The organism is Brevundimonas pondensis (genome assembly GCF_017487345.1).
Lineage (GTDB): Bacteria > Pseudomonadota > Alphaproteobacteria > Caulobacterales > Caulobacteraceae > Brevundimonas > Brevundimonas pondensis.
This window is the reverse complement of sequence record NZ_CP062006.1, coordinates 3,031,003-3,047,332: the sequence shown is the minus strand read 5'-3', so window position 1 is coordinate 3,047,332 and position 16,330 is coordinate 3,031,003. Positions and strand designations below refer to the sequence as shown.

14 protein-coding genes are annotated in these 16,330 nt (G+C 67.7%); 2 read left to right on the top strand and 12 right to left on the bottom strand.

The genetic code is table 11. From position 1 onward, the window contains the following. Positions 1 to 106: 106 nt before the first annotated feature. Positions 107 to 1,819, top strand: coding sequence for a hypothetical protein (locus tag IFE19_RS15205; RefSeq protein ID WP_207823729.1), 1,713 nt, complete (start codon positions 107 to 109; stop codon positions 1,817 to 1,819). Between the two features lie 4 nt (positions 1,820 to 1,823). Here IFE19_RS15205 and IFE19_RS15200 read toward each other — a convergent pair whose 3' ends face one another. The 12 genes from IFE19_RS15200 to nepR form a co-directional block, all read right to left on the bottom strand. After that, positions 1,824 to 2,159, bottom strand: coding sequence for a TFIIB-type zinc ribbon-containing protein (locus IFE19_RS15200; RefSeq protein ID WP_207823728.1), 336 nt, complete (start codon positions 2,157 to 2,159; stop codon positions 1,824 to 1,826). A 130-nt stretch (positions 2,160 to 2,289) separates the two neighbouring features. Beyond that, complete coding sequence (locus tag IFE19_RS15195; protein ID WP_207823726.1) at positions 2,290 to 3,510, bottom strand: BaiN/RdsA family NAD(P)/FAD-dependent oxidoreductase; 1,221 nt, start codon at positions 3,508 to 3,510, stop codon at positions 2,290 to 2,292. 37 nt (positions 3,511 to 3,547) lie between these two features. Continuing rightward, positions 3,548 to 3,856 (bottom strand): GNAT family N-acetyltransferase, encoded by a 309-nt coding sequence (locus IFE19_RS15190; RefSeq protein ID WP_207823724.1) that lies wholly within the window; start codon positions 3,854 to 3,856, stop codon positions 3,548 to 3,550. A gap of 81 nt (positions 3,857 to 3,937) precedes the next feature. Then, entirely contained in the window at positions 3,938 to 6,664 is a 2,727-nt protein-coding gene (locus IFE19_RS15185) for a TonB-dependent receptor plug domain-containing protein (protein WP_207823722.1), read from the bottom strand. A 133-nt stretch (positions 6,665 to 6,797) separates the two neighbouring features. Next, positions 6,798 to 9,713: a DNA polymerase I gene (polA, locus tag IFE19_RS15180; RefSeq protein ID WP_207823721.1), complete on the bottom strand. Its 2,916-nt coding sequence runs from the start codon at positions 9,711 to 9,713 to the stop codon at positions 6,798 to 6,800. A 51-nt stretch (positions 9,714 to 9,764) separates the two neighbouring features. After that, the gene (gene obgE / locus IFE19_RS15175; protein WP_207823719.1) at positions 9,765 to 10,820 is read right to left on the bottom strand and encodes a GTPase ObgE; all 1,056 of its coding nucleotides are present in this window, start codon (positions 10,818 to 10,820) and stop codon (positions 9,765 to 9,767) included. Between the two features lie 49 nt (positions 10,821 to 10,869). Further along, positions 10,870 to 11,208, bottom strand: a complete 339-nt coding sequence (locus IFE19_RS15170) for a hypothetical protein (protein WP_207823717.1) — start codon at positions 11,206 to 11,208, stop codon at positions 10,870 to 10,872. Positions 11,209 to 11,271: 63 nt separating this feature from the next. Continuing rightward, a complete protein-coding gene (ald, locus tag IFE19_RS15165; RefSeq protein WP_207823716.1) occupies positions 11,272 to 12,390 on the bottom strand; it encodes an alanine dehydrogenase in 1,119 nt (372 codons plus the stop codon). A 150-nt stretch (positions 12,391 to 12,540) separates the two neighbouring features. Continuing rightward, positions 12,541 to 12,678 carry an entericidin A/B family lipoprotein gene (locus IFE19_RS15160; protein WP_105564547.1) on the bottom strand — a complete coding sequence of 46 codons (138 nt, stop codon included), beginning with the start codon at positions 12,676 to 12,678 and terminating at the stop codon, positions 12,541 to 12,543. A gap of 44 nt (positions 12,679 to 12,722) precedes the next feature. Then, the gene (gene phyK / locus IFE19_RS15155) at positions 12,723 to 14,420 is read right to left on the bottom strand and encodes a sensor histidine kinase PhyK (RefSeq protein ID WP_207827681.1); all 1,698 of its coding nucleotides are present in this window, start codon (positions 14,418 to 14,420) and stop codon (positions 12,723 to 12,725) included. A gap of 72 nt (positions 14,421 to 14,492) precedes the next feature. Continuing rightward, entirely contained in the window at positions 14,493 to 15,101 is a 609-nt protein-coding gene (locus IFE19_RS15150) for a sigma-70 family RNA polymerase sigma factor (RefSeq protein ID WP_207823714.1), read from the bottom strand. Beyond that, positions 15,098 to 15,304: an anti-sigma T factor NepR gene (gene nepR, locus IFE19_RS15145; RefSeq protein ID WP_207823711.1), complete on the bottom strand. Its 207-nt coding sequence runs from the start codon at positions 15,302 to 15,304 to the stop codon at positions 15,098 to 15,100. The genes IFE19_RS15150 and nepR overlap by 4 nt, the downstream gene beginning before the upstream one ends. A gap of 195 nt (positions 15,305 to 15,499) precedes the next feature. On the opposite strand from nepR, the gene phyR reads away from it, so the two are divergent. Further along, positions 15,500 to 16,294 (top strand): anti-anti sigma factor/receiver protein PhyR, encoded by a 795-nt coding sequence (gene phyR, locus IFE19_RS15140; RefSeq protein WP_207823709.1) that lies wholly within the window; start codon positions 15,500 to 15,502, stop codon positions 16,292 to 16,294. Positions 16,295 to 16,330 lie beyond the last annotated feature (36 nt).

Sequence of the window (16,330 nt, the reverse complement as noted above, 5' to 3'; positions counted from 1 at the left end):
AATGGTTCGCCAGAGCCTGTCTTTCAACCTTGGCGGTGAAAAGGCGAAACCTCGCCTTAAAGCCTGTCGGCGCACGATGAGCGGGCACAGACGCCTGAAAGACGCCATGGCCGGTCCGGTTCACTACGAAGTCTATATCCGCAAGACGCCGCCCGCGTCCTGGTCGCTGGCGATGGCGACCGAGGAGCGAAAGAAGGCTGTCGAGGTCGCCGAAGACATGCTGCGCGACGGCCAGGCCTGCGCCGTTCGGGTGACCAAGGAAACCCTGGACCCTGACACCATGGAGTTCGCCAGCGTCGTCGTGCTGAATCGCGGCGCGCCGGAAATCAAGCGCAAGGCCGTCGTCCAGTCCGATCGGGCTGGCCCGACCTGTCGGGCGCCGCAAGATCTTTACGCCCCCCATGCGCGCGAACTGATCGGGCGGGTGCTGGAGGACTGGTTGAGCCGGCAGGGGGCGACGGCCTTCGAACTGCTGCACAGGCCTGATCTGGCCGAGCGCCTGGAGGCTTCGGGCGTGGAGTTGCAGCACGCTATTCAGAAGGTGGCCGTGCCTGAAGCCCAGGGCACGGGCCAGCCCGTCCATGATCTGGTCCGCCACTATCTGCGGCTGGCCGAGCAGGCCATCGAACGCCTGCTCCAGGCTGGCCGTCGCGATCAGTTTCCCGGCCTGGCCGAGCGTTCGATCGCCGACGTGGCCCATCGACTGAGCGGCGCGCCCGATCGCGCCTTCGTCATGGGCGGCGTGGTGGCCGGCGCCCTGAAAGGGGTGAAGGGGGCGAGGGCGCGACTGGATCGCTTGATGGACCTGTGCGATCGGGCGCCGCACGAAGGGCCGCCGCGCGCTCTGGTGATGGTGCCGATCGAGCAACTTCTATGCGAACTGTTCGCCGGACGCAGCAGTCTGGCCCAGATCGTCGGCCCGGCTCTGGATCAGGGCTCCAGCCTGGCGGCGGTGGTGCGTATGGTCGCCCCGCGTGAGATCGGCGCACTGACCGCGCACGACCCGCGTCTGGCCGTTCTGGTCCCGCCGGTCGAAGGCGGACCTGCGCGCCTCGGCGAACGTCTGGCGGCCGGAGAGTTTCCCCTGCTGTCGGCTTCTCTGGCGAGGATGGTGGTGCGGGAGCTGATGAGCCAGCGCCGACTGCGGCCTGGCGACGCCGAGGGCGAGATAGACATCCTGCGCGCCCTGGCTATGACCCTGACGGCGACCGCCGGGCGTCTGCTGACATTGGAGGAGGTGCAAACCGCCTTCGTCGAACGCTCCAAGAGTCTGGTGACAGCCGATTTCGTCGCCGCCTACGTTCAGGGATGTCCTACCATCCTGTGCGAAGCCGAGCGCCTGACGCGTCTGTGTGAAAACGTCACCGGCGGAGGCAACAAGCGTTCGGCGGCGCGATGGCTGGATGCTTGCGTCACCTCCTTGCGATTCGAGACCGAGATGCGGGCGTCGGGCCAGACGCCGGGGCAGAAGCTGTCGGCCCTGTCGGGCCTGCAGCGGGCCGTGGGCAACGCCGGTCTGTCCGAGCGTGACCGTGACTCCGTCGTGGACGCCCTGGGCGTGGTCGGAGGCGCCGTCGAAGCGGATGCCCGGCTGACGGCTCAGATCGTTCGTGCGCCGGTCCCCGCGCCGCAGAAGCTGGCGGCCTTGCTGAGACTGGCGGCGGGCGAAACCGGTCCAACCGGTCCCGTGGCGGACCGCGCCAGGGCGGAAGCCGTCAAGCTGTTCCGCGCGCCCGAGGTTCGGGCAGCCCTTTCGTCTGCGCCCGAGACCGTCCAGGTCCTGCGACCGCTGATGCAGGCCGTTGGTCTGGCCGCCTGACGCTTCAGTCGAAGATGTCGAAGATGTCCATCCGCTTCTTCTTCTTGCGGTAGTGGTAGTCGTCGTCGCGGTGACGGTCGTCCTTGTAGCGCGGCGGTTCACGATAGCCCTGCGGCTGGCCGCCCCAGGGTTGCTGTTGCGCCGGCTGCTGATAGGTCGGCTGCGGCGCGGCCTGCGGGGCGGTGGCGCGGCCCTCCTCGGCGGCGCTGGCCATCAGCTTCTCCAGTTCGCCGCGATCCAGCCAGACGCCGCGGCAGGTCGGGCACATGTCGAACTGGACGCCGTTGCGGTCCAGGGTCTGCATGGCGGCGTTGTCGTTGGGGCACATCAACAGGGGCATGGGGGTCCTCGTCATCGAATGATGCGGTCCGACATCACGTCGCCGAAGCGCCGCCAGAGGGGCCCGTCCCGCTGAGGATAGAGTTAGGGTCGCCTCGATCCGCCGACAACGTGCGCAGACGCCGCAGGGTCTAGCAGGTCTGCCCCGCCGCCCAGCCGGACGACCAGGCCCATTGGAAGTTGTAGCCGCCCAGCCAGCCGGTGACGTCGACCACCTCGCCGATGAAGAAGAGGCCGGGGACGGACTTCGCCTCCATGGTCTGCTGATCCAGGGCGGCGGTGTCGACCCCGCCCAAGGTCACCTCGGCGGTGCGATAGCCCTCGGACCCGACCGGCTTGACGGTCCAGGCGTTGACCGTCTCGGCCATGGCCCGCAGCTTCTTGTCGCCGACCTCGGCCAGCTTGCCCGACAGGCCTTCGCGGGCGCAGATCACCTCGGCCAGACGGCGGGGGATGATATGGCCGAGCGCCGTGTGCACCGCCTGCTTGCCGTTTTCGGTCTTGGCGGCCAGCAGGCGTGCGGCCACGTCTTCGCCCGGCGCCATGTTGACCGTAATGGCCTCGCCCTCGCGCCAGTAGGAGCTGATCTGCAGGATCGACGGCCCCGACAGCCCCCTGTGCGTGAACAGCATCGCTTCCTTAAACTGGGGCCTATCGCCCTTCGGGCTGCTTGAGGCCGAGTTGGCGGCCGTCTTGACCACGGCGTCCACGGCTACGCCCGCTAGCGGTTTGAGCTGTTCCAGCAGGCCGGGTTCGAAGGTCAGGGGGACGAGGGCGGGGCGCGTCTCCGTCACCCGCAGGTCGAACTGCCGCGCCACCTCATAGCCCCAGCCGGTGGCGCCCATCTTGGGGATGGACTTGCCGCCGGTGGCCACCACCAGCGAGGCCGCCGAGACGCGGGTGCCGTCGTCCAGATCGACGGTGAAGCGCTCGCCGTCGCGGGCGATCGTCTTGACGCCGAGGCCCAGCGACAGGACCACGCCCGCCGCCTTCATCTCGTCCGTCAGCATGCGAATGATCTGCTTGGCGCTGTCGTCGCAGAACAGCTGGCCCAGGGTCTTTTCGTGCCAGGCGATGCCGTGGCGCTCGACCATCTTGAGGAAGTCGTGCTGGGTGAACCGCTTCAGCGCCGACAGGGCGAAGCGTGGGTTCTCGCTCAGGAAATTGGCGCCGCTGGTTCCCAGATTGGTGAAGTTGCAGCGTCCGCCGCCCGAGATGCGGATCTTTTCACCGGGCGCGCGGGCGTGGTCGATCACTCGCACCCGGCGGCCGCGCTTGCCCGCCTCGATGGCGCACATCATGCCGGCCGCGCCGGCGCCGACGATCAGGACGTCGAGATCTGAAGACTTCATCGCCCCGCCCTAGCAGGCGCAGGCGGCTGACGCGACCTTAGAGACCGAGGGCCGCCCGATAGCCCGGATGCACCAGGTCGGCGTATTCCGGGTGCTTCTTCAGGTAGCCGGCGAAGAAGGGGCAGGTGGGAAGGATCAGCAGGTCGCGTTCCTTCAGATCGGCCAGGACGTGCTTGGCCATGCGGCTGGCGATGCCGCGCCCCTCCAGCGGGATCGGCACGATGGTTTCGGTGATCAGCAGGCCGCCCGCGACCGGGTTGTAGATGACCACGGCGGTCTGGCCGTCCACCGTCAACTCGTAGCGCTTGGCTTCGGCGTTGTCGCGGATTTCGGGATCGAGGCTCATGCTTGGCTCCTGCAACAAGGCCGACCAGCCTAGCCTTGTCGTCGGAAAAAGGGGAGGGGGCGTCGTCGCCCCCTCCAGGCATCAGAAGCTGTAGTCCAGCTGGACCCAGGTCTGACGGCCGTAGATGTCGTACCAGCCGATCGAATAGTTCGGCCAACCGCCGGTGCGGTCCTCGGGATAGCGGTCGGCGATGTTGTTCATGATCACCGAGACCGAGGCCTTGTCGTTCACGCGATAGCGGACGCTGGCGTTGAACACGGCATAGGGATCGCGCTCGGACGCATAGTCATTGGTCGGAATGGTCCCGTAGCGGACACCGTAGAGGGTGGTCGTCCAGGGTCCGACGTCCCAGGTGACACTGCCCGACATGCGGTCGCGCCAGTCCGACTGACGCGACAGGTCGCGCAGATAGTCGAAGGTCGGGTCGCCCTCGAACTGCTGGTATTCGTGCTCCAGAACCTTGGTGTAGGTCAGGCTGCCGCTCAGTCGGCCGTAACGGTCGAAATCGTGGCGGGCGTTGACGGTGGCGTCGAAGCCGCGCGTCGTCTCGCTGGCCGCATTGATCGGATTGACCGTGATGCGCGTGACCTGGTTCGGGTTGATCGCCGCGCTGGCCGGATTGCGCGCCACCCGCCCGACATAGTCCAGGCACAGGGCCGAGTTGGAATCGACCGTCCCGCCGCTGGGCGTGCGGCCGATGCGGCAGTCCGCCTCGGTGCGCAGGATGATGTCCTCGCTCAGCGAGGTCACCTGCTGGCTGATCTCCAGATCATAGTAGTCGAACTGGATGTCGAAGGCCTTGCTGGGCGTCCAGACGAAACCGGCGGTGAAGGACTTGCCCTTCTCCGGCTGCAACTCGGCGTTGCCGCCGCGCGTGAAGTCCATGTTGTACTGGATGTCGCAGCTGGAATAGTCCTGCCCCTCCAGGCGGCACTGATAATAGTCCGTCACGCCGGGGTAGTAGCCGCGCGTCTCGGTGGCGAAGATGTAGTTCATGTCCGGGGCGCGGAAGCTGGTCGAATAGCTGGAGCGCAGCATCAGGCTGGGGATCGGGCGATACTGCAGGCCCAGGCTGTAGGTCGGGCTGTCGACCGACTCGCCGCGGTATTCGTAGCGGTCGTAGCGGCCGGCCACCGTGGCGGTCAGTTGATCCAGGATCGGCACGCGCAGTTCCAGACCCGCGGCCTGACGCTTGCGTTCGCCGCCCGAGGGCTGGGAGCCGCTGGTGTTCCAGGCGATCCCGGTGTTCAGGCGCGCGTCGGGCTGGTTCTTGTAGCCCTGTTCGCCGATCTCGACCACGGCGGCGGCCTGCAGAGGGCCGGCGGGAAGCTGCCACAGGTCGCCGTCCACCGAAACGGTGAAGTCCTGTAGCCAGGAGGTGTTGTGGTCGGTGAAGCGGTCGGCCACCGTGCCGAACTCGCCCGGCGTCAGCGGCGTGTAGAGGCGGTTGGCGGCGGGCGCATAGACCGGCTGGGTCGTGCCGGACACGTCCCGCGTCCCCTGCTGGGCGCCGAGGAAGAAGGCGTCGATCCCGGTCAGAAGCCGCACGCGGCTCTGGTCGCTGACATATTCCGAGCGGTTGAAGGCGGCCTCATAGCGCCAGTCGCCCACGTGGCCGCGCACGCCCAGGACCGCGTTCCAGTTCTCTTCGTCATAGCGGTTGCCGACGCCGAAGGCACCCCCCGTCTCTTCCGGCGTCAGCACCCGGTTCCAGGTCTCCAGCCGCCCGGCCGTGTCGTTCCAGAAGGTCTTGTTCCAGCTCAGCGAGCGGACGACGTTGTCGACCTGGGTCTTGCCGTACAGGAACTCGCCGAAGACCTCGGTATCGTTGTTCAGGTGATAGGTCAGGCCCAGGTAGGCGTTGCCCGACTCCTTCTGCGTCTGGATCGTGCGGGTGCTGTAGAAGGCGTCGCTACCGCAATAGGAGCCGCCGCTGGCCGCGACGACGCGCTCGACCGTGCCGCCCTGCAGGGAGGCCAGGCCCTCGCACAGACCGGCGGGCGGGTCGTAGTAGGCGCGGGTGATCGGGTTGCGGTTCGAGAACATGGCCGGCGGAACCGTCCCCGGTTCGGCGTAGCGGGTATAGGATTGGCTGATCTCGCGGTCGCCCCAGAAGATGGCGTCGCGCTGGCTGTATTCCAGGCTGCCGACCACATCCAGGCGGTCCCAGCTGCGGCCGCCCGACAACTGGGCGCGCCAGTTCTCGCCGCCGCCCTGTTCGGTCCCGCCATAGCGCAGCGAGGCGTCGAAGCCGTCGGTCTTCTGCTTCAGCTTGATGTTGACCACCCCGGCGATGGCGTCCGAACCATAGATGGCGCCGGCGCCCCCGGTCAGGACCTCGATCCGGTCGACCACGGCGTTGGGCAGGTTGGCCAGGTTCACGGCGTTGACCGAGCCGTTATAGGCCGAGGGATATTCCGCCACCCGCCGCCCGTTCAGCAGGACCAGGGTGTGGTTGGGTCCCAGCCCGCGCAGGGAGATGACATTGGCCGCCGGGGTGAAGGTGGCGCCGAAGTCCTCGCCCTGGACCGAACCCGTGTTCTGGGTCGCCTGGCTCAGGGCGTCGAAGACGCTGCGGAAGCCGCGCGTGTCGATGGCCTCGCCGGTGATGACCGAGACGGGGGCGACGCCCTCCAGATCGACGCGGCGGATGCGCGAGCCGGTGACGACGACCTCGTCGACCGTGGCGGCGGCCTCGGGTTCGGGCGTTCCGGCCTGAACCGGCGCCGGGGCGGATTGGGCGAAGGCGGGGGCGGCCGCCGTCAGGGCGATGGCGGCGACCGACAGTCGCAGCAGACTCTTTTTCACAACTGAACCTTGTTCTTGGAGTGATGTTCCAATGAGGCAAGGTTTAGGCGAAATTTTCACCCCGAACAGCCACGATCGCTGCGCGTTTCATTTAGAAGTTTGCAGCGATCAGAGAGAAATCCTCAACCGCCGGTCAGTGGGCGTCGTCCCAGTTGGCGGCGGCCTTGGCCTCGACCACCAGGGGCACGCTGAGGGCGACGGCGGGGTCGGCGGCGCCTTCCATGACCTTGCGAACCAGGGCCAGGGCGCGCTCGGCCTCGGCCTCGGGGGCCTCGAAGATCAGTTCATCGTGGACCTGCAGCAGCATGCGGGTCTTCAGACCCGCCTCGGCCAATGCGCTCGGCATGCGGATCATGGCGCGGCGGATGATGTCGGCGGCGGCGCCCTGGATCGGGGCGTTGATGGCGGCGCGCTCGCCGAACTGCCGCTCGGCCCCCGACTTGGAATGGATGGCCGGGATGTGGATGCGACGCCCGAAGACGGTGGTGACGAAGCCGTGCTCCTTCACGAAGGTCTTGGTGCGGTCCATGTAGGCGCGGATGCCGGGGAAGCGCTCGAAATAGGTCTTGATATAGGCCCCGGCCTCGCCCTGATCGATGCCCAGCTGGGCCGCCAGGCCGAAGGCCGAAATGCCGTAGACGATGCCGAAGTTGATGGCCTTGGCCCGGCGGCGCGTCTCGGACGGCATGCCCTCGACGGGGACGCCGAACATCTCGGACGCCGTGGCGGCGTGAATGTCGAGGCCGGCCTTGAAGGCGCGCTTCAGCTCGGGGATGTCGCCGATATGGGCCAGAAGGCGCAGCTCGATCTGGCTGTAGTCGGCGCTGATCAGCACATGGCCCGGCGAGGCGATGAAGGCCTGACGGATCAGGCGGCCGGTCTCGGTGCGGATCGGGATGTTCTGCAGGTTGGGATCGGACGAGGCCAGACGCCCCGTCGTCGCCGCCGCCAGCTGATAGGAGGTGTGCACCCGGTGCGTCGCCGGATCGGCCGCCGCCACCAGGGCGTCGGTATAGGTGCCTTTCAGCTTGGACAGCTGGCGCCAGTCCAGAATGGTGCGCGGCAGGTCGTGGGTCAGGGCCAGGTCTTCCAGTACGCTGGCCTCGGTGCCCCATTGGCCGCTGGCGGTCTTCTTGCCGCCGGGCAGGTTCATTTCGCCGAACAGAATCTCGCCGATCTGGCGCGGGCTGCCGACGTTGAAGGGACGGCCCGCCAGCTTGTGCGCCTGCTCTTCCAGTTCGGCCATGCGCTGGCCGAAGGTCGAGGACAGGGAGCGCAGACGGTCGGGATCGACCCGCACCCCGTTCAGCTCCATGTCGGCCAGAACAGCGGGCATGCCGCGCTCCAGGGTCTCATAGACGGTGGTTAGGCGCTCGGCGGCCAGGCGCGGCTTCAGCAGCTTGTAGAGGCGCAGGGTCACGTCCGCGTCCTCGGCGGCGTAGCAGGTCGCCGGTTGCAACTCGACGTGCTTGAAGCTCTTCTGGCTCTTGCCCGTGCCCGCCACGCTCTTGAACGGGATGGGCTCGTGGCCGAGGTGCAGGCGCGCCAGTTCGTCCATGCCATGGCCGTGAAGCCCGCCTTCGAGGACGTAAGAGATCAGCATGGTGTCCTCGATCGGGGCCACGCGGATGCCGCGTCGGGCCATGACGGCGAGGTCGTATTTGATGTTCTGACCGACCTTCAGCACCGCCGGGTCTTCCAGCAGGGTCTTGAGCCGTTCCAGAGCGGTGGGCTTGTGGATCTGCGTCAGCGGCTCGCGCGTCTCGCCCTGGGTCGGTTCCAGACCGAAGTCGAAGCCTCCGCTCAGCGAGGCGTCGCCGCTCGGCTCATGGTCGTGGGTCAGGGGGATGTAGCAGGCCTCATTCGGCCCGACGGCGAGGGAGACGCCGCACAGCCCGGCGTGGGTGGCCGACAGGGCGTCGGTCTCGGTGTCGAAGCCGATGACCCCGGCGGCGCGGGCGCGGGCGATCCAGCGATCCAGATCATCCAGCGTCTGCACGCACTCGTATTTGTCGCGGTCGAAGGCGTGGACGGCGTCCGGCGTCGCGACCTCGGTCTGGCCGTAGCGCGGCGTGGCGACAGGGGCCGAGGGCTGGCGGGCGAAGGCCGAGCCTTCCTTGGCCGGGGCCTTGCCGTCGCCGACGCGGCGCAGCAGGGAGCGGAACTCCATCCGCTCCAGGAACTCGGACAGCGCGGCCGGGTCGGGATCGCGGATCAGGAAGTCGTCGACCGGCTCGGGGGCCGGGGCGTCGCAGGTCAGTTTCACCAGCTCGCGCGACAGGCGGATCTGGTCGGCGAAGTTGATCAGGGTCTCGCGCCGCTTGGGCTGCTTGATCTCGCCGGCGCGGGCCAGAAGCGTGTCGAGGTCGCCGTATTCGTGGATCAGCTGGGCCGCCGTCTTGGGGCCGATGCCGGGGGCGCCGGGGACGTTGTCGACGCTGTCGCCGATCAGGGCCTGAACCTCGACCACCTTGTCCGGCGTGACGCCGAACTTCTCGAACACGGCCTCTTCGTCCAGGCGGCGATCCTTCATCGGATCGTACATGACGACGCCGTTCCCGATCAGCTGCATCAGGTCCTTGTCGGACGAGACGATGACCGCCTCGCCGCCCAGATCACGCACCTTGCAGGCATAGGTGGCGATCAGGTCGTCGGCCTCATAGCCGGGCAGTTCTATGCCGTGCACGCCGAAGGCGGCGGTGGCCTCGCGCACCAGCGGGAATTGCGGCACCAGATCCTCGGGCGCGGGCGGGCGGTGGGCCTTGTACTGATCGTACAGGGTATTGCGGAAAGTCTTTTCCGAGTGGTCGAAGACGGCGACCAGATGGGTCGGCCCGTCCTCGCCCTTCATGTCGCGGATCAGCTTCCACAACATGTTGCAGTAGCCCTGGACCGCGCCGACGGGCAGGCCGTCCGACTTGCGCGTCAGGGGCGGCAGGGCGTGATAGGCGCGGAAGATATAGGCCGAGGCGTCGATCAGCCACAGCCGGGGCGGCGGTCCGTCCTGAGTGAGGGGGCGGGCGGTGGTGTCGGCGGGCGCGTCGGTCATGGCGCGAACATAGGGGGACCGAAGCCCCCCGTCATCCGGCCATGTGATCGATTACGGCGCCCAGCCGCCCGGCGTTTCAGGGATGGCGTCGTCGCCGTCGTCGGCGATCTCGCCGCGGGTTTTGCGAACCTCGGCCCAGGCGGCGCGCAGCAGCTCGGTCACGCCCTCGCCAGACACGCCCGACACCAGGAAGGGCGTCTTGCCCGAGGCGGCTTTCAGCGCGGCGACCTTGTCCTCGCGCTCTTCGGGCGACAGGGCGTCGATCTTGTTCAGGGCCAGCAGTTCGGTCTTGTCAGCCAGGCCCTCGCCATAGGCGTCCAGTTCGCCGCGGATGATGCGATAGGCCTCGGCCACGTCGTCCTGCGTGCCGTCGATCAGGTGAATCAGGCTGGCCGAGCGCTCGACGTGACCCAGGAAGCGGGTGCCGAGGCCTGCGCCTTCATGAGCGCCTTCGATCAGGCCGGGGATGTCGGCGATGACGAAGCGTTCCGACGGGCTCAGGTCCACCATGCCGAGGTTGGGCGTCAGGGTGGTGAAGGGATAGTCCGCCACCTTGGGCTTGGCCGCCGAAACCGCCGCCAGGAAGGTCGACTTGCCCGCGTTGGGCAGACCGGCCAGGCCAATGTCAGCGATCAGCTTCAGCCGCAGCCAGATCCAGCGCTCCTGGAATTCCTGGCCGGGGTTGGCGTAGGTCGGGGCCTGATTGGTCGGACCCTTGAAGCGGGTGTTGCCCCAGCCGCCGTTGCCGCCCGACAGCAGCTTCACCTTCTCGCCGGCCTTGTCCATGTCGAGCAGGACGGTTTCCTTGTCCTCGTCCAGCACCTGGGTGCCGACGGGGACGCGCAGGACCACGTCGTCGCCCTTGCCGCCATGCATCTGACGGCCCTGGCCGTGGTGTCCGGTCTGGGCCTTGAAGTGCTGCTGATAGCGATAGTCGATCAGGGTGTTCAGCCCCTCGACCGCCTCGACCCAGACGTCGCCGCCCTTGCCGCCGTCGCCGCCGTCCGGCCCGCCGTTGGGGATGAATTTCTCGCGTCGGAACGAGACGGCGCCAGCGCCGCCCGCGCCCGAACGAATGTAGATCTTGGCCTGGTCGAGGAACTTCATTGCGGCCTTATGACCGAAGAGAGCGGCGAATTACAGGCCACCCCCTCGATCAGCGATTTTCAAAGGCGAAGCTGAACGTGCGACGACCGTTTGTGCTCGCTTCTGCGCGGGCCGTGCGCATGGCGCGCAGGGCCTGCATGCCGAAGCCGTAGCCGGCGGGGGCTTCCGCGATGATGACGCAACCCGTCGGAGCGCCGGCGGCGAAGTCGCAGCGAAGCGTGGCGCTGCCGCTCACATTGGCCTGGAGCGCCTTGGCAGGCATCTCAAGGCCCGGGGACCTTACCCAGGTGATGGGCGCTTCGTCAGCCGATGCGGCAGCCACGGACGTCGCCCCATGGCTCGCCACGTCTTGGGCGGCCAAGGTTGAGATAAGCGCAATCAGAAGCATCTGGATTCCTGTCGATGGCGAAGTCAGACAGTCCTGGATGCGCTGGCTTTGGGCAAGAGGCTTCTAGCCCCGCGCCCAGACGCCGAACGGGTCGCTCCATGACAGGCCCAGCGCCTCGGCCACGGCGGGGTAGGTGATCTCGCCCTTCAGCACGTTCAGGCCGCGCGCCAGGTGCGGGTCCTTCTTCAGCGCCTCCAGCCCCTTGTCCGCCAGGGCCAGGCCGAAGGGCAGGGTGGCGTTGTTCAGGGCTTCTGAACTGGTGCGCGGCGCGGCGCCCGGCATATTGGCGACGCAGTAGTGAACCACGCCGTCGACGACATAGGTCGGGTCTTCGTGGGTGGTCGGCTTCGAGGTTTCGAAACAGCCGCCCTGGTCGATGGCCACGTCGATCAGGACGCTGCCCGGCTTCATCGACTTCAGCTGGTCGCGGCGGACCAGGGTGGGGGCCTCGGCGCCGGGGACCAGGACGGCGCCGATGACCACGTCGGCCTTGACCAGTTCCTCTTCAATGGCGCCGATCGAGGAGTAGCGGGTGATGACCCGGCCGCCGGTCAGTTCGTCGATCTCGCGCATGCGGGGGATGGAGCGCTCCAGCACCACCACCTCGGCGCCCAGACCCATGGCCATGCGCGCGGCGTTCAGCCCCACGACCCCGCCGCCCAGGACCAGCACCCTGGCAGGGGCCACGCCCGGCACGCCGCAGAACAGCAGACCCATGCCGCCATTGTGCTTCAACAGGGTCTCGGCGGCCGAGAAGACGGCGATCCGCCCCGCCACCTCGGACATGGGCGCCAGCAGGGGCAGGCCGCCGTTTCTGTCGGTCACCGTCTCATAGGCGATGGCGGCGCATTTCGAGGCCAGAAGGCCCTTGGTCTGTTCGGGATCGGGGGCCAGGTGCAGATACGTGAACAGGATATGGTCCGGCCGCAGCCGCGCCCACTCGACGGCCTGGGGCTCCTTGACCTTCACGATCATGTCGCTGTCGGCGAAGACCGTCTCGGCGTCGGCGACGATGGCGGCGCCCGCCTTCCTGTAGTCGGCGTCGCTGAAGCCCGCGCCCAGCCCGGCGCCGGTTTCGATGCGCACCTCATGGCCGTGGGCGACATATTCGCGCGCGGCGGTCGGGGTCAGGCCGACCCGGTGTTCGTTGGTCTTGATCTCGCGGGGCACGCCGACACGCATGGTTTCCGTCCCTGAGTTCGCGCCTCTTTCCGCGAGGCTTGGCGGGGAGGCTAAACCCGCGTCGGGAGGACGGCTAGGCTATCGACGCTCAAAACATGACAAGGCCCCGACGTCGGGAGACGAAGGGGCCCTGGGGATGGTGTTCGGAATCTAGTTCTTGGCGTCGCGGGCGGCGCCTTCGACCGCTGAACCGGCGGCCTGGGTGTCCTTGCCGACGCCGGCGATGGTGTTGCAGGCGGCGGTGGTCAGCAGGGCGGCGGCGGCGGCAAGTACGAACAGTTTGCGCATGATCGTCTCCTGAATGGCGGGGACCGGGAAGGCCCATCACCAGATCAACGCGGGGGATGTGGCGCGGTTCCTGTCAAGCTGCCGCTTGCAGCGGGCGCGGGGGCTTCCGGCGTGGCGAAAGTCAGGCGGGCGATAGAGCCGCCGTCGGGCGCCGCGATCATTTCCGCGTGGCCGCGCAACTGCTTGGCGAAGGCGTTCATCAGGGTGCGCCCCACGCCGGTGGCGTCGGCGTCATACATGCCGGGCCCGTCGTCCTGGACCTCCAGAACGCTGGTGTCGCCCAGGACGCGGAACCGGACCTGAAGGTCGCCGCCGCGTCCCGCGAAGGCGTGCTTCTGGGCGTTGGACACGGCCTCGACCAGCCACAGGGCGACGGGCGCGAGCCGGTCGGGATCGATGATCAGGTAGTCGGCGTCCACCGAACTGGTGACCAGCGGGCCGCGCATGGCTTCGCCCGCCACCAGCTGCCCGACCAGTTCGGTCAGGAAGGTGTGCGAATCGGCCTCGCGGATGTCCTCGCTCTGGTAGAGGGTGCGATAGATCAGGGCGAGCGCCGTGATCCGCTGGCGGGTGTCGCCGAGCGCCGCGCGCGCCGCCGGGTCGGCCACCGCCCGTTGCTGCATCGACAGCAGAGACGAGATGATCTGCAGGTTGTTCTTCACCCGGTGATGGATCTCGCGCATCAGCGCGTCCTTCTCGTCCAGGGAGTCCAGCAAGGCCTTGTCGCGTCGCGTGATCGTGTCGCCCAGTGATCCCAGGGTGCGCGCCAGGGCGCGAATTTCGGCGGGGGCGTGCTCGGCCTGCACCGGGCGCACCGAGAAACGGCCTCGCGTGTAGATGGCGGCGACGCGTTCCAGGTAGGACAGCCAGCGGATGACGATCCGCTCTGAAAGCAGCATGACGGCGAGAAAGGCGGTCAGCCAGGCCGCCAGAGGCAGCAGGAAAGAGCCAATGGGATTCAGGCGCGCCCAGGACAGCAGGCCTGACGCAGGCGCTGAAAGCAGGACGAACAGATCCCGCCCCGCCAGGGGGGCGCCGGCGTAGACGTGGCGGCGGCCGCGCGGGTCGCGCCCCTCGAACAGGGGGGTCTCGCCTCTTACGGCGTTGTGGGCCCAGCCGTTCACATTGGTGGGACCTCGAATGGCGAACGCCGCGGCGTCGGTCGAGACCAGGATGCGGCCTTCAGCGTCGATCACGGCCGATTGCGCGCCTGTCGGGAGGGCCGGGTCGCGAATGTCGGGTTGCAGGGCCGTCAGGGGAATGACGGCCGCCATTACGCCCTGGAAGGCCCCCAGGGGCCGTTCGGAGCGCACGGCGACGATCAGCGAGCCCGGCGCGTCGGGCGCGCGGGCCATGACCACGTCCTCGCCGTTGCGCAGTCTCTGGTACCAGTCCTGGGCGCGGATGTCGCCCGAAGCTGGGGGTGAGGCGGCGTCACGGGGTCGAGAAGCGCAGACGGACTCGCCGGTCGCGCTGTAACGGTGCAGGGCCGACAGGCTGTCCAGCCGCCCCACCAGGGCGGTCAGGCGGGGTTCGCAGTAGAAGCCGCCCGCCTCAGGCGCCAGGGCTTGCAGCAAGACGACCGTGCTGTCGATCCGGGCCTTGGCGTCGGCGGCGCTGCGCTCGGCCGCGAGCTGAAGATCAATGCGCTGATCCTCGGCCTGGCGGCGGAAGCCGCCCTGGGTCTGGATCGCGCTGAGGATCAGGATCGGAAGCAGGGCCACGGCCATGGCCAGACCCATGCGAAAGCGAATGCCCTGGACGCTCGGGCGGCCCAGCTTGCGCCCCCACGCGCGGCCGAACCGCAGCACGCGTCAGTCCCGCCCGGCGCCGCTCAGCCTGTCGGCGTCGGCCAGAATCGAGCGCATGGCGTCGCCGGCGGCCTGACCGTCGCGGCCATAGCCGCCACGCTCAAGCGTGGCCTGCAGGGCCTTGCGGGCGCGTGAAACACGGCTTTTCACCGTACCGACCGCGCACTGGCAGATCTCGGCGGCTTCCTCGTAGGCGAAGCCGCCGGCGCCGACCAGAATCAGGGCCTCGCGCTGTTCCTCCGGCAGAGTCTTCAGGGCCTGACGCAGTTCGTCCAGGGCGACCGGCGCCTCGGGGTCATCGACCGCCACCAGGGTGCGTTCGGCGGCTTCCTGGTCCAGCTGTGTCTGGCGCCAGGAGCGGCGTTTTTCCGAATAGAACTGGTTGCGCAGGATCATGAAGGTCCAGGCCTTCATGTTGGTGCCCATCTGGTAACTGGCCCGTGCATCCCAGGCCTTCATCATGGCTTCCTGGGCCAGATCGTCGGCCGCCGTCGGGTCGCCGGTCAGGGTACGGGCGAAAGCGCGCAGGTGGGGAATGAGCGTCACCAGTTCCTTTTTGAAACCGGCGTCGTCGGCGGAGGGCGGTTTAGGCGGTGCGCCGTTGCTGCTCACTGGCCCTCCTTGGTCGACGAGCGCTCGTCGGCGCGTCGCAGGATGTCCAGGAATTCGTCCGGAACCGGCTCGTTGACCACCTGGTCGAACATGTGGCGCAGCTTCACGCCGATGGCCTGTTGGCGCAGACGTACTTCTTCCAGCCCGTGGTCCCTGGCCGTCGGCGTGTCGGGACGCGGGGTGGTTTCCTTAGGATTGATCATGGAGTCGCGGCCGCCGCCCAAGCCTGAATTTGGAGTTCATGGAAGCCGAAAACGCTGCTTCCCTGCAAGAGTTCCTAGGGCGTCGCGTTTTTATGCTCAAGCTTGTCGCGCCGAAGGGGAACCGTTGCGCGCCCGACACGTTGTGACAGTTTGGCGCGTCTTCAGTTCGAGGACGCTGACAGTCGGGGAATATGTATGAGTCTACTGGCCAGGCTTGCGCCGCATCTGCCCTATGTCCGTCGCTATGCGCGGGCGCTGACGGGCGATCAGGTCACGGGCGACAACTATGTGCGCGTTGCGCTTGAAGCGCTCGCGGCCGGTGAACGCCAGTTGCCGACAGACATGACGCCGCGTGTGGCCCTGTATCATGTCTTCCACGCCATCTGGTCATCGACCGGAGCCCAACTTGAGGATGTCAGCGGTCTGGAAGCCGGCGACGACGCCTCGCGGCGGCTGATGCGGATCTCGCCGCGTTCGCGCCAGGCCTTTCTGCTGACGGCCCTGGAAGGATTCACGCCCTCCGAGGCGGCGCAGATCCTCGGGGTGGATCCGCGCTCGGTCGAGCGCCTGATCGCTGAGGCGCAGTCCGATATCGACGCTGAACTGGCGACTGATGTCCTCATCATTGAGGATGAGGCCATTATCTCGGCGGACATCGAAAGCCTGGTGCGCGAGCTGGGCCACAATGTCACTGGCACGGCCACCACCCATGGCGAGGCTGTGGACGCCGTGACCCGCCACCGTCCGGGGCTCGTTCTGGCTGACATTCAGCTGGCAGACGGATCGTCGGGCATTGATGCGGTCAAGGACATCCTGAAACGCTTCGACGTGCCGGTTATCTTCATCACCGCCTTCCCCGAGCGTCTGCTGACCGGCGAGCGGCCGGAGCCGACCTTCCTGATCACCAAGCCCTTCCAGCCCGAGACGGTGAAGGCGGCGATCAGCCAGGCGCTTTTCTTCCACCCCTCGCGCCAGAAACAGGCGGCCTGACCCCTCCCGCGTCGCTGTGGCTTCGACCCCGATGGT

Coding starts and splice junctions, on each gene's coding strand:
- IFE19_RS15200 (WP_207823728.1), bottom strand. CDS start 2,159: ATGCCCCTGTTGATGTGCCCCAACGACAACGCCGCCATGCAGACCCTG.
- IFE19_RS15190 (WP_207823724.1), bottom strand. CDS start 3,856: ATGAGCCTCGATCCCGAAATCCGCGACAACGCCGAAGCCAAGCGCTAC.
- IFE19_RS15195 (WP_207823726.1), bottom strand. CDS start 3,510: ATGAAGTCTTCAGATCTCGACGTCCTGATCGTCGGCGCCGGCGCGGCC.
- IFE19_RS15160 (WP_105564547.1), bottom strand. CDS start 12,678: ATGCGCAAACTGTTCGTACTTGCCGCCGCCGCCGCCCTGCTGACCACC.
- phyR (WP_207823709.1), top strand. CDS start 15,500: ATGAGTCTACTGGCCAGGCTTGCGCCGCATCTGCCCTATGTCCGTCGC.
- ald (WP_207823716.1), bottom strand. CDS start 12,390: ATGCGTGTCGGCGTGCCCCGCGAGATCAAGACCAACGAACACCGGGTC.
- IFE19_RS15170 (WP_207823717.1), bottom strand. CDS start 11,208: ATGCTTCTGATTGCGCTTATCTCAACCTTGGCCGCCCAAGACGTGGCG.
- IFE19_RS15205 (WP_207823729.1), top strand. CDS start 107: ATGGCCGGTCCGGTTCACTACGAAGTCTATATCCGCAAGACGCCGCCC.
- phyK (WP_207827681.1), bottom strand. CDS start 14,420: ATGGGTCTGGCCATGGCCGTGGCCCTGCTTCCGATCCTGATCCTCAGC.
- nepR (WP_207823711.1), bottom strand. CDS start 15,304: ATGATCAATCCTAAGGAAACCACCCCGCGTCCCGACACGCCGACGGCC.
- polA (WP_207823721.1), bottom strand. CDS start 9,713: ATGACCGACGCGCCCGCCGACACCACCGCCCGCCCCCTCACTCAGGAC.
- obgE (WP_207823719.1), bottom strand. CDS start 10,820: ATGAAGTTCCTCGACCAGGCCAAGATCTACATTCGTTCGGGCGCGGGC.